This is a genomic window from Romboutsia faecis (assembly GCF_014323405.1).
Taxonomy (GTDB): Bacteria; Bacillota; Clostridia; order Peptostreptococcales; family Peptostreptococcaceae; genus Romboutsia_E; species Romboutsia_E faecis.
The window spans coordinates 24407-37377 of record NZ_JACRWE010000003.1; the positions used below are offsets into that span (position 1 = coordinate 24407).

Genomic DNA, 12971 nt, shown 5'->3' on the forward strand with positions numbered 1-12971 from the left:
TTCTAAAATATGCATATAATTTTAATAATGAATATATGAAGTAAGGAGGAAGGATAAAATGGCTAATAGTAGCAATAATAAAAATACTAGCAGTAGTAAGCAAAAAAAAACTAGCGAGTGCACGAATAATTCTAGTAATGCAGCATCTCAACAGGGCCTAGGGCTAGCTTCTATTAGTTATGCAGATTATGTTATTCTATCTGCTACTTTATCTTTCGCTATTGCAGAGGAACTAAATGATGCAGATTTAGATATGCTTATTGTGTTTTTTGGTATGGTAACATCAGATTTGGCTCTTTTAAGAACTAAGCGTGGAATAACAAATGCTCAAAGTAGTGCAGAAGAAGCAATTATAGGGGCAGAAGAATCTACAGAAGGTCCAGAAAGTGTAGCATCAGTATCATCAAGTTTAAGAGGTAGAAGTAGGAAAAAGTGCAAACGTATTAAAAAAGTTAAGAAGAAGAAACGAAAATCAAGTAATGGAGATTTATTAAATAATAAAAAATGAAATAAATAAAAATTCTGAAAATTGTAAAAATATTATTGACAATATAATACTAACTAAATATAATTGTATTAAGTTAATTAAATAAAAAATAAAAGCTAAGATGGAGACAAAAATATTCAAGATATTAATCACAGAGAGCCAATGGTTGCTGGAAATTGGCATTAATATGAGTATATAATGATCACTCCTAAGCTTTCATACTGAATGTATTAGTAAGTATGAACGTATGCTAACGTTATATAGCTAGGGTTTATATAGACCTGAATTAAAGAGAGATAACTATAATTTATAGTTATAAGATAAGGTGGTACCGCGGAATATAACTTTCGTCCTTATATGCAAATTAATTTTGCCTATAATGACGGAAGTTTTTTTATATCTTTATTTAATATAAGGAGGAAGATTTATATGGATAGAAGCTTATATGCTAGTTTAAATCAAGGTATAGATTCTTTTTTAAGAGTAGCTATGACACTTCGAAGAAAAGAAATAGCTGTCAAAGCTATAAGTATGACTACAGATAAATATGATAATACAGGAATGAAATTAATAATAAATGAAGAAGTAACATCTATACAAGAAGTTATAAATTATATGAATAAGCTTTATGATGTTAGAGATATCACTATACAATAATTTATTAATAAGAGAATTAATTAAATACAACAAATTATGATGTTTATGAGTGTTACACATATAAATGGCATTTATCAAATGATAATGAATATAACTTTATTTTGATAATTTAAATCACTTAATAAGGGGGATAAATAATGAGAAGTGAAATAGTAAAGGTTGGATTAACAAAGACTCCACACAGGTCACTGTTAAAAGCTAGTGGATATACTGATGAAGAAATAAGTAAGCCTTTTGTTGGAATTGTAAATTCTTTTAATGAAATAGTACCAGGTCATATACATTTAAGAGAGTTAGCAGAAGCTGTAAAAAGGGGGATTTTAATAGGTGGAGGAACTCCATTGGAATTTCCGTCAATAGCTGTATGTGATGGAATAGCAATGAATCATGAAGGGATGAAGTATTCTTTAGTAAGTAGGGAAATTATAGCTGATAGTGTAGAGATAATGGCAAAAGCACACGGATTAGATGGATTAGTTCTTATGCCAAGTTGTGACAAAGTTGTTCCTGGAATGTTAATGGCAGCAGCGAGATTAAATATTCCCTGTATTGTTTTAAGTGGAGGACCAATGCTTGCAGGAAATTATAAAGATGAAAGAGTTGATTTAATAAATACTTTTGAAGGTGTAGGAAAGGTGATTAATAATGAAATGAGCATAAATGAGCTTTTAGAATTAGAAGAAGTTGCTTGTCCTACTTGTGGATCTTGTGCTGGAATGTTTACTGCAAATTCGATGAATTGTATGACAGAGGGATTAGGTATGGCATTAAGAGGAAATGGAACTATACCAGCAGTTTACTCAGAGAGAAAAAGGTTGGCAAAAAAAACAGGTATTAAAATAATGGAGCTAATAGAAAAAGATATAAAAGCAAGAGATATAATGAATAAACAAGCTTTTGAAAATGCATTAGCTTTAGATATGAGTTTAGGATGTTCAACTAATACAGTATTACATTTAAGTGCTATTGCCCATGAAGCTAAAGTAGATATGAGCTTAGAAATGATAAATGAAGTGAGCCTAAGGGTTCCCAATTTGTGTAAGTTAAGTCCTGCAGGTAATGATTATATTGAGGATTTAAATAAATGTGGTGGTATTTATGCAGTTATGAATGAATTAAATAAAAATAAAATAATTAATTCAAATATTATGACATGCGAAGGCAAAACTGTAGGAGAATTATTAATTGAAAAAACAAATAACAAAGTAATAAGAGATATATATAATCCATATTCGAAAACCGGTGGAATAAAGGTTTTAAAAGGAAATCTAGCTTTAGATGGAGCAGTAATTAAAAAGTCTGCATTAGATTCGAAGGTGGTAGAATTTGTAGGAAAAGCAAAAGTATATGATAGTGAAGAAGAATGCGTAGATGCAATATTGTCAGGAAAAATAAAATCTAGAGATGCAGTTATTATTAGATATGAGGGACCTAAAGGTGGTCCAGGAATGAGAGAAATGCTAACTCCTACATCATCGCTTTGTGGTATGGGACTTGATGCTGATGTTTGCTTAATAACCGATGGTAGATTTTCAGGTGGTAGTAGAGGTTTTGCTATAGGTCATGTATCTCCTGAAGCTGCAGAAGGTGGATTAATAGCTTATGTATGTAACGAAGATTTAATAAAAGTAAATTTAGAAAAAGGAAGCATAGATCTTTTAGTAGATGAAGAAACTTTAGCAATTAGAAAAGAAAGTATTAAAATTAAGTCAAAACAATTAAATGGATATTTGAAAAAGTATGCTACTTTAGTAAGTTCAGCAGGTAAAGGTGCTGTATGCGATTAGATATATAAATTAACATAAGGAGGTGTTATATGAAAGGTTCAAAGGTTGTGCTAGAGTGTCTAAAAAAAGAAGGGGTAGATACAATATTTGGATATCCAGGTGGAGCTGTGATACCTTTATATGATGCTATATACGACTACAAAGAAGAATTCAGTCATATAAGAACCTGCCATGAACAAGGCTTAGTCCATGCGGCTGATGGATATGCAAGAAGTACAGGCAAAACAGGTGTGTGTTTTGTTACATCAGGACCAGGTGCAACAAATGCTATAACAGGTATAGCAACAGCATATATGGATTCAAGTCCATTAGTAGTAATAACAGGTCAAGTTCCAACTAGTTTATTGGGCAAGGATTCTTTTCAAGAGATAGATATAACAGGAGTAACTTTATCTATAACTAAGCATAACTATTTGGTTAGGAAAGCAAAGGATATAGCGAAAACTATTAAAGAAGCATTTAAAGTTGCAAATACAGGAAGAAAGGGTCCTGTATTAATAGATATACCTAAAAATTTATTTTTAGAAGAAGTTGACTTTAATATAGAGGATTACATTCCTTATATGAGAGAAAAATTTTTTATAGAAAATGATAAAGAGTCAAATAAAATAAGTGATGAGGATATTAATAAAGCAATAGACCTAATCAATAAGTCTAAAAGACCTGTAATTTATGCAGGTGGTGGAGTTAAGTCATCTTGTGGAGAAAAATTATTGGATGATTTTTCAAAAAAAATTGATACTCCTGTACTTAATACACTTATGGGACTTGGAGGAATAGATAGAAATAGTGAATTATCTATTGGAATGGTAGGTATGCATGGAAGTAAAGAAAGTAACTTAGCTCTTTCTAATTCTGACTTAATAATAGCAATAGGTGCGAGATTTAGTGATAGGGTAGTAGGTAAAGTATCGGAATTTGCAAAGAAAGCAAAGATTATTCATATAGATATTGACCCATCTGAGGTAAATAAAAATATAAGTACAGATGTATGCTTAATAGGAGATATAAAAGATATTTTAAATAAATTAATAAATAAACTTTCTTTTAAGAATAATAAGGATTGGAAGTTAGAAATAAAAACATATAAGGATAAGAGTGTACTAAATAAAGATGAATTTCATCCAGAAAATATACTAAAGGTAGTAAATACGAAGGTTGGTAAAGATAGTGTCGTAGTAACCGACGTGGGGCAACATCAAATGTGGACTGCGAAATATTGGGATTTTTCACAAGGAAATACATTTATAACCTCGGCAGGGTTAGGTACTATGGGATTTGGGTTAGGAGCTGCTATAGGAAGTAAAATAGGTAATAAAGGTAAAAATGTAGTTTTAGTAACAGGAGATGGAAGTTTTAGAATGAATTGCAATGAATTAGGAACTGTTTCAAAATATAATATTCCCATAATAATATTACTTTTTAATAACAATGCCCTGGGAATGGTAAGGCAGTGGCAAAAACTATTTTCAGATGGTAGATATTCAGAAACTGATATAGATGATAATTTAGATTATGTAATGTTAGGAAAGGCTTATGGAATTAATGGATATAAAGTTGATAATTTAGAAGAGTTAAAAAATATATTAGAAGAAGTTGATTTAGACAAACCTATAATATTTGAATGTAATATTAATAAAGATTATGATGTGTATCCAATAGTACCACCTAATGATGCTTTAGAGAATTTAATTTGTAATTAGATGTAAATAATAAAATTTAAATAAACAGGGGGAAATAAAAATGAAAAAAATGTATCATGAAAATGATGTTAATTTAGGCGTTTTAAATAATAAAAAGGTTGCAGTATTAGGTTATGGAAGTCAAGGTCATGCACATGCACAAAATCTAAGAGATAGTGGAGTAGATGTAGTAGTTGGTCTTCATGAAGGTAGTAAATCAAGAAATAAAGCAATGAATGATGGATTTAAGGTTAAAAGTGTAGCTGATGCAACTAAAGAAAGTGATATAGTAATGCTTTTACTTCCAGATACAGTTCAAAAGCAAGTATACGAAGAAAGTGTGAGAGATAATTTAAGAGAAGGTCAAACATTAGCTTTTGCTCATGGATTCAATATACATTATAACAGAATAACTCCTCCTGATTTTGTAGATGTTGTAATGGTAGCTCCTAAAGGACCTGGGCATTTAGTAAGAAGTGTATTTAAGAGTGGAAGCGGAGTACCAGCATTATTTGCAATAGAACAAGACTATACTCAAAATGCAAAAGATACTGTTTTAGCTTATGCAAAAGGGATAGGTGCAACAAGGGCTGGAGTTTTAGAAACAACTTTTAAAGAAGAAACAGAAACAGATTTATTTGGAGAACAAGCAGTACTTTGTGGAGGTGTAAGTGAACTTATAAAATCTGGATTTAGAACTTTAGTAGATGCTGGGTATCAACCTGAAGTTGCGTATTTTGAATGTTTACATGAAATGAAACTTGTAGTGGATTTAATGTATGAAGGTGGTTTTGAAAGAATGAGATATAGTATAAGCGATACTGCTGAATATGGAGATTATGTTTCAGGTAAAAGAGTAATAACAGAATCTGTAAGAAATGGTATGAAAGAAGTTTTAGAAGATATACAAAATGGAAATTTCGCTGAAAAGTGGATAAAGGAAAATGAAAATGGATGTAAGAATTTCTTAGAAATGAGAAATAAAGAATATGAAATGGAAATATCTAAAGTAGGAAGAAGTTTAAGAAATATGATGACATTCTTGAATGATGAAGATAAGGTTTGTGCAAAAAATTGTTAATAAATAATTAATAAAAAGTATAAAAAGAGGACTTTTATAGTAGTAATATAAGAGTTCTCTTTTCTAATAATAGAAAATATTATATGAAGAGTAGAAGGGAATAGAAAGTTATAATATACTTAATAGTAGATAAATTTAAGTATATTATAGAATTAATTGGGAATAGGAGAATAGTAGAATGGGAAAATCAAAAGTATTTTATACAGATTTAAGAACAAAGCTTGGAGAGACTTTGCCATTAAAATTAGAAAGGTTGGTTAAGAAAGCTGGAATTTGTGATTTAGATTTTAAAGACAAATTCGTTGCTATAAAAATTCATTTTGGTGAGCCAGGTAACTTAGCATATTTAAGACCAAACTATTCAAAGGTCATAGTTGATATAATAAAAAATAGTGGTGGTAAGCCATTTCTAACAGATTGCAACACACTTTATGTTGGTAGAAGAAAAAATGCTTTAGAGCATATTGATGCAGCATATGAAAATGGGTATAATCCATTTACTACAGGGTGTCATGTAATAATAGCAGATGGACTAAAGGGAACAGATGAAGCTATTGTAGAAGTTAAGGGTGGAGAATATGTAAAAGAAGCTAAGATAGGTCAAGCAATAATGGATGCAGATATATTTATTACAATGAATCATTTTAAAGGTCATGAAGCAACAGGTTTTGGTGGTGCATTAAAAAATATAGGTATGGGATGTGGGTCTCGTGCTGGTAAAATGGAGATGCATAGTAGTGGAAAGCCTTATATAGATGAGAATTTGTGCGTTAGTTGTAAGGCTTGTTATAAAAACTGTGCTCATGGAGCAATAAGTTTTGGTGAAAATAAAAAGGCTTCTATAGATCATAAAAAATGTGTAGGATGTGGAAGATGTATAGGTTCTTGTAACTTTGATGCAGTTAATGCTGCGGGAGATGAAGTCAATGATATCTTAAATAAGAAGATAGCTGAATATTCATATGCAGTATTAGAAGGAAGACCTAATTTTCATATTAGCTTAGTTGTAGATGTTTCACCTTATTGTGATTGTCATGCAGAAAATGACTTACCAATAATACCAGATGTAGGAATGTTTGCATCATATGATCCAGTTGCACTAGATATGGCTTGTGTTGATGCAGCTAATAAGCAAAGTGTTATACATGGAAGTTGTTTAGAAGAAAGAGAAAAACATACTTGTGATCATTTTATAAATACTCATCCTGAAACTAATTGGGAAGTATGTATTGATCATGCAGTAAAATTAGGATTAGGAAATAAAGAATATGAATTAATAGAGGTATAAAATAAAATTTGTAGGTGAGTTAAAATATATTTGCCTACAATTTTTTATATATTTTTATAACAATTATATTATTAATCAAAGGGAGATTAGGATGAAGCAAAATTTCGAAAAGTATATTATGTTATTAGCGGTAATATTTTGGGCAGGTGCATTTATAGCTGGAAAATTCTCTATAGCTGAGTTTCCAGTTTTTTCATTAGTATTTTTTAGATTTTTAATTGCAACGATAGTTATATTTATAATTATGATTAAAATAGAAGATAATTGGAAGATAACAAAAAATGATTTAAAAACATTTACTATATTAGGTGTAGTGGGAATGATAGGATATCATGTATTCTTCTTTTTATCTTTAATATATACAACAGCTACTAATTCATCATTAATAGGAGCTACAAATCCTATTATTACTACAATACTTGCTTGTATATTTCTAAAAGATAAGATAAGTTATAAAAATATTATAGGAATTATAATTTCTCTATTTGGAGTTATACTTATTGCTACTAATGGTGATATTAGTGTTTTACTTAATTTTAAGTTTAATCCAGGAGATATGTTAATGATTATAGCTGTAATATGTTGGGCTTTCTATGGTATTTTATCAAAAAAGGCTTTAGAAGTTTATTCACCGATAAAGATTACTAGTTATGCATTTTTAACTTGTGTGATATTGTTACTCCCATTTGTAATTATGGAAAAGCCATGGGTGTATTTACCAAGTACAAGCATTAAAGGATGGAGTTCAGTTATATATATGGCGATTTTTCCATCTGTGTTTGGATATTTAATACAGCAGATTTCTATAAAAAAAATAGGACCAACAAAAACTTCTTTGTATATAAATTTAGTGCCTGTGTTTTCTATGATATTAGCATATTTAATTTTAGGAGAAAGTATATCATTTATAAAAATAGTAGCAGGGATTTTAATAATTATTGGAATATGTATAAATTTAATGAATAAAAATGCAAAGGTTAAAGAAGTTAATATAGAAAGTTAGTTAATAAATAATGCCAAAAATGATTTAAATTTTTGGCATTATTTATTTTTATGTAAAAGCTATATATTAAATTCAGATTAGAATGATATTAGTTGCCAAAGTAAGATTTAATATATAAAATGTATGTATAAATACAAAATATAACAAAAGATGACTGAAAATAATTTGCTTTATTAAATCTGGGGGAGGAAAATATGAAATTTAAAAGAATAGCTATAACATTAGCTTTTAGCTTAATTGTATCATTAGGGTTTGTAGGATGTAATACTAGTGATATTAAAAATAAAGATAATAAATCTCAAGAGAATGTTGAACTTAATATATCGGCTGCTGCAAGTTTAAAGGAGGCTATGACTAAAATAGAAGAGGAATATAAGAAGGTTAATGAAAATGTAACTTTAGTAGTAAATTATGGTGCCTCAGGTTCACTTCAACAACAAATAGAACAAGGGGCTCCTTGTGATGTGTTTATATCAGCTGGTCAAAAACAAATGAAAGCATTAGATGAAGCTGGATTATTATTAGAAGGTACATACAAAGATTTATTAGAAAATGACTTAGTTCTAATTGCATCTAAAGATAGTGATATATCTAGTATAGATGATTTAAATACAAATAAAGTTAAACATATAGCTGTAGGAGAGCCAAATAGCGTTCCTGCAGGAAAATATGCTGATGAAGTATTAACTAATTTAGATTTGAAAGATAAAATTACAGATAAATTAGTATTTGCAAAAGATGTGAAAGAAGTATTAGCTTGGACTCAATCAGAAAATGCTGAGGTTGGATTTGTTTATTACAGTGATACAATAAATTCAGATAGTATAAAAATTGTTGAAACAACACCATCTACTTCACACTCTGCAATTATATATCCTATTGCAGTTATAAAGGAAAGTAAGAAGGTAGAAGCTTCAAAAGAATTTGAAGATTTTTTATTAAGTACTGATGGACAATCTATACTAAAGGATTTTGGATATAAAAGTGTAGAGTAGTTAATTGCATTTAGGAGGAATATAATTGAATATAAATTGGTCACCATTATGGATATCTATAAAAACATCGTTTTTATCTACAATAATTACTTTTGTTATAGGAATAATTGTATCCTATTTAATGGCAAACTATAAAGGAAGATATAAGGGGATACTTGATGGGGTTTTTACACTTCCGTTAGTGCTTCCTCCTACTGTGGTAGGATTTTTTCTTTTATTGTTAATAGGTAAGAATGGATATGTAGGGAAATTATTATTAAATTTTGATATGACATTAGTATTTAGCTGGAGTGCAACTGTAATAGCATCTACTGCAGTTGCATTTCCAATGATGTATAGGACTTCAAGAGCTGCTTTTGAGCAGATAGATAATAATATAATTTGTGCAGCAAGAACTTTAGGACTTAGTGAATGGAAGATTTTTTATAAAATTGCTATACCATTAGCATGGCCAGGTATTATTGCTGGTATTGTTTTATCGTTTGCAAGAGCATTAGGTGAATTTGGAGCAACTTTAATGATTGCAGGAAATATACCTGGTAAGACTCAAACTATGCCACTTGCAATATTTTTTGCAGTAGAAGGCGGAGATATGAAAATAGCAATGACTTGGGTAATAATTATTACATTAATATCAATATCAATGATTTTAATATTGAATTATTGGTCTGAAAATCAACAAAAAATAATAGGTAAAGTAAAAAGAAAAGGGGTGTAAGTAATGGCTCTTTACGTAGATATTGAAAAAGACTTATCCTCTTTTACATTAAAATCAAAATTTAAGAATGAAAATGGAGTATTAGGTTTTCTTGGAGAGTCTGGTTCCGGTAAAAGTATGACACTTAAGTGTATTGCAGGTTTAGAAAATCCTTCAAGAGGTAAAATTATATTAAATAATAGAGTGTTATTTGATTCAGAAAAAAAGATAAATTTATCAGCTCAAGAAAGGAAAGTTGGTTTTTTATTTCAAAACTATGCATTGTTTCCTCACATGACAGTCGTACAAAATATAGAATTGGGATTATGTAATATAAAAAAAGAAGAAAGAATTAAAATAACTAATGAATATATAAAAAGATTATGTCTTGAAGGTCTAGAAAATAGATATCCATGGCAGCTATCAGGAGGTCAACAGCAAAGAGTTGCATTAGCACGAGCATTAGCTCCTTCGCCAGATATATTACTATTAGATGAATCTTTTTCAGCGCTTGATTATCACCTTAGGGGGAATATGGAAAGAGAATTAATAAATATTTTAAATGATTATCATGGAGATGTTATTTTCGTTACACATGATAGAGAAGAAGCATATAGAGTTTGTAAGGGTATAGTTGTTTATGATAACGGAACAAGTTTACCTAAAAGAGAAGTGCATGATTTATTTAATAATCCACAGTATTTGGCTGAAGCTAAAATAACAGGATGTAAAAATATATCTAAAATAGATGTATTGGATAAGAATACTATATATGCTAAAAATTGGGGGATTAAGATTAAATTAAAAAAAGACATTGATAGGAATGCAAAATATATGGGAATTAGAGCTCATCATATTTCTATAGAGAATAATCACAATGAAGAGTGTTATTATTTAACAGTTAAAAATATAATTGAAAATCCCTTTAGTTATAGTGTTTATGTAATTAATGAAGATGATAAATATTTTAATGAAATTCATCTAGAAGTTAATAAAGATATTAAACCTATGAATGTTGGAGATAAAATATTAATTAAATTACATGTTGATAAATTATTCTTATTTTAAATAACTAAGTAAAAATAGGAGGCAAGAATGTTTTTTATAGGTATATTAGGTGTTGACAATAAAACTAAAGAAGTTAAAGACTTAAACAATATTAATTGTAAAATTTGTGATAATATTGAAGATATGAAGCTAATAAAAAACTATAGTTATTTTCATATATTTTTTATTCCTATTATTAAATGGAGTATAAATTATTATTTATTATGTAATAAATGTAATTCTATGTTTAAATTGAAAGAAGAAAAAGGAAAGTTATTAGAAAAAGGAAAGTTATTAGAAAGAGGAAACAATATAGAAATTAACTATTGGGATTTAGATGAAATGAGCAATAATCATAATAAAAATATATGTAATAACTGTGGTGCAAAGATTGAAGAAAACCATATATACTGTCCTTTTTGTGGAGAAAGAAAATATAAATAAATCTTATAAGTCTCTTTTAATGTAAATTAAAAGAGATTTTTTATGATATAAAGTTAAAATATGCAAAAACACTTGCATTATCAATTTGATAATGATATTATTATAAAGTCCAGTTATCAAATTGATAATATGATGGATTTATAAATACTAAATATATTAAGTGTAACTTACAAAAATTCTATAATTAATAAATACAATAATGTGATTAGATTAAAAAAATTAACAAAAAATAGCAAAGTAATTTAAATCATATATTGACTAAAGTATGTTAATAATATATCATAGTTTATATAGGGAGATTGATATAATCTTACCGAAAATATAGTAAATAAGAAGAATTATGTAAAAGTACATCTTAAAGGGAGGAGTAATTTATGGGAGGAAGTTCATTTTTACCAGAGTTTCTTATGATAACTGATATAAAAACTGTTATTTTTATATCAATACTTATAGGAACGTTTTTTATAGTTAATATTTTTGAGAAAAAGAAAGTTAAGTTTTCTACTAGAACAATTTATGCAACAATAATAGGTCTTATATTAGGTGTTATAATACAAATAGTAGCGGGTCTACCAGAAGATCCAACTAAAGTAACTTGGTTACAAGAAGTAAGTAAATGGTATAGTTTATTTGGTTCAGGATTTATGGATTTATTAAAAATGTTAGTTGTACCTTTAGTATTTACATCAATATTAAGAGTAATAATTAATATGGGTGAAGGAGAAGATTTAGGTAAATTAACTTTTAGATCTTTAGGTATGTTACTTGCTACAACTGCATTAGCTGCAACAGTAGGTATAGTAGTAGGAAATGTAATGAAATTAGGTGTAGGAGAAACAACTACTGTAGCATTATCAACAGAAATGAGAGAGATAACTCCACTTGTTGATACAATAAGAGGATTATTACCAGCAAATCCAGTTGCATCAATGGCTGATGGAAATATAGTTGCAATTATAATATTTGCTGCATTCTTAGGATTAGCAGTAAAAAGACAAAGAAAGAAATATGCTGATGTTATTAAACCTTTTGAAAATTTAGTAGAAGCATTTTATAAAATAATAGTAAGTGTTGCTATGACTGTAATTAAATTTATGCCATATGCGGTTGTAGCTATGTTAGCAAATACAATAACAGCTCGTGGAATAGCATCTATGATATCTGTATTTAAATTTGTAGCAGCACTTTATATAGCAGTTGCTATATTATTCGTAATTCATTTAATAATAATAGCTTTAAATGGATTAAACCCAATAACTTATGCAAAAAATGCAGTTGAACCTTTATTACTTGCTTTTACATCTAGATCAAGTTTAGGTACACTTCCTGTAACTATAGAAACGCTAAAAGAAAAGCAAGGTGTAGATGAAAGTGTAGCTAGTTTTACAGCAAGTTTAGGAGCTAACATGGGTATGAATGGATGTGCGGGTATATATCCTGCTTTAATGGCAGTAACTGTAGCTAATATGGCTGGAGTTGAAATGAATGCTAGCTTCTATGCTATGTTATTTATTGTTATAACAATAAGTTCTCTTGGTATAGCGGGTCTTCCTGGTACAGCAACAATGGCTGTTTCAGTAGTTTTATCAGGTGTTGGATTAGGAGCTCATTTCCCACTAGCTGCTGGTATAATAGCAATAGATCCTATATTAGATATGGGACGTACTATGATAAATGTAAATGGAGCTAGTACAACAGCTATAGCAGTTGGAAAGTCTTTAGGAAAATTAGATAAAGACGTTTTCAATGGAAGTGAAAATAAGAGTAATAGTGAGAAAACAGCTTAGTTATATATATCTAATT

12 protein-coding genes and 1 other annotated feature are annotated in these 12971 nt (G+C 28.8%); all 12 genes read left to right on the plus strand.

Annotated elements, in window-relative coordinates; translation table 11 throughout:
* The first annotated feature begins 58 nt into the window (after positions 1-58).
* The 12 genes from H8923_RS06515 to H8923_RS06570 all read left to right on the plus strand — a co-directional run bounded on the left by H8923_RS06515 (position 59) and on the right by H8923_RS06570 (position 12955).
* Positions 59-508 carry a hypothetical protein gene (locus H8923_RS06515; protein ID WP_153972993.1) on the plus strand — a complete coding sequence of 150 codons (450 nt, stop codon included), beginning with the start codon at positions 59-61 and terminating at the stop codon, positions 506-508.
* 88 nt (positions 509-596) lie between these two features.
* Positions 597-845, plus strand: a binding site (T-box leader).
* 71 nt (positions 846-916) lie between these two features.
* On the plus strand, positions 917-1144 hold the full coding sequence (locus tag H8923_RS06520) for an ACT domain-containing protein (protein WP_153972992.1): 228 nt from the start codon (positions 917-919) through the stop codon (positions 1142-1144).
* Between the two features lie 137 nt (positions 1145-1281).
* Positions 1282-2931: a dihydroxy-acid dehydratase gene (gene ilvD, locus H8923_RS06525; RefSeq protein ID WP_153972991.1), complete on the plus strand. Its 1650-nt coding sequence runs from the start codon at positions 1282-1284 to the stop codon at positions 2929-2931.
* 29 nt (positions 2932-2960) lie between these two features.
* Positions 2961-4634: a biosynthetic-type acetolactate synthase large subunit gene (gene ilvB, locus H8923_RS06530; RefSeq protein ID WP_153972990.1), complete on the plus strand. Its 1674-nt coding sequence runs from the start codon at positions 2961-2963 to the stop codon at positions 4632-4634.
* A 40-nt stretch (positions 4635-4674) separates the two neighbouring features.
* Positions 4675-5694: a ketol-acid reductoisomerase gene (ilvC, locus tag H8923_RS06535; RefSeq protein ID WP_153972989.1), complete on the plus strand. Its 1020-nt coding sequence runs from the start codon at positions 4675-4677 to the stop codon at positions 5692-5694.
* A gap of 178 nt (positions 5695-5872) precedes the next feature.
* Positions 5873-6982, plus strand: coding sequence for a DUF362 domain-containing protein (locus H8923_RS06540; protein WP_153972988.1), 1110 nt, complete (start codon positions 5873-5875; stop codon positions 6980-6982).
* A gap of 91 nt (positions 6983-7073) precedes the next feature.
* A complete protein-coding gene (locus tag H8923_RS06545; protein WP_153972987.1) occupies positions 7074-7985 on the plus strand; it encodes a DMT family transporter in 912 nt (303 codons plus the stop codon).
* 194 nt (positions 7986-8179) lie between these two features.
* Positions 8180-8980: a molybdate ABC transporter substrate-binding protein gene (modA, locus tag H8923_RS06550; protein ID WP_153972986.1), complete on the plus strand. Its 801-nt coding sequence runs from the start codon at positions 8180-8182 to the stop codon at positions 8978-8980.
* A gap of 25 nt (positions 8981-9005) precedes the next feature.
* Positions 9006-9698 carry a molybdate ABC transporter permease subunit gene (gene modB, locus H8923_RS06555; protein WP_153972985.1) on the plus strand — a complete coding sequence of 231 codons (693 nt, stop codon included), beginning with the start codon at positions 9006-9008 and terminating at the stop codon, positions 9696-9698.
* Between the two features lie 3 nt (positions 9699-9701).
* Positions 9702-10745 carry a sulfate/molybdate ABC transporter ATP-binding protein gene (locus tag H8923_RS06560; protein WP_153972984.1) on the plus strand — a complete coding sequence of 348 codons (1044 nt, stop codon included), beginning with the start codon at positions 9702-9704 and terminating at the stop codon, positions 10743-10745.
* A gap of 27 nt (positions 10746-10772) precedes the next feature.
* Positions 10773-11168, plus strand: a complete 396-nt coding sequence (locus tag H8923_RS06565) for a zinc ribbon domain-containing protein (protein ID WP_153972983.1) — start codon at positions 10773-10775, stop codon at positions 11166-11168.
* Positions 11169-11542: 374 nt separating this feature from the next.
* The gene (locus tag H8923_RS06570; RefSeq protein ID WP_243239217.1) at positions 11543-12955 is read left to right on the plus strand and encodes a cation:dicarboxylate symporter family transporter; all 1413 of its coding nucleotides are present in this window, start codon (positions 11543-11545) and stop codon (positions 12953-12955) included.
* Positions 12956-12971 lie beyond the last annotated feature (16 nt).

Coding starts and splice junctions, on each gene's coding strand:
- H8923_RS06520 (WP_153972992.1), top strand. CDS start 917: ATGGATAGAAGCTTATATGCTAGTTTAAATCAAGGTATAGATTCTTTT.
- H8923_RS06515 (WP_153972993.1), top strand. CDS start 59: ATGGCTAATAGTAGCAATAATAAAAATACTAGCAGTAGTAAGCAAAAA.
- H8923_RS06570 (WP_243239217.1), top strand. CDS start 11,543: ATGGGAGGAAGTTCATTTTTACCAGAGTTTCTTATGATAACTGATATA.
- H8923_RS06545 (WP_153972987.1), top strand. CDS start 7,074: ATGAAGCAAAATTTCGAAAAGTATATTATGTTATTAGCGGTAATATTT.
- H8923_RS06540 (WP_153972988.1), top strand. CDS start 5,873: ATGGGAAAATCAAAAGTATTTTATACAGATTTAAGAACAAAGCTTGGA.
- H8923_RS06565 (WP_153972983.1), top strand. CDS start 10,773: ATGTTTTTTATAGGTATATTAGGTGTTGACAATAAAACTAAAGAAGTT.
- ilvC (WP_153972989.1), top strand. CDS start 4,675: ATGAAAAAAATGTATCATGAAAATGATGTTAATTTAGGCGTTTTAAAT.
- ilvD (WP_153972991.1), top strand. CDS start 1,282: ATGAGAAGTGAAATAGTAAAGGTTGGATTAACAAAGACTCCACACAGG.
- H8923_RS06560 (WP_153972984.1), top strand. CDS start 9,702: ATGGCTCTTTACGTAGATATTGAAAAAGACTTATCCTCTTTTACATTA.
- modA (WP_153972986.1), top strand. CDS start 8,180: ATGAAATTTAAAAGAATAGCTATAACATTAGCTTTTAGCTTAATTGTA.
- ilvB (WP_153972990.1), top strand. CDS start 2,961: ATGAAAGGTTCAAAGGTTGTGCTAGAGTGTCTAAAAAAAGAAGGGGTA.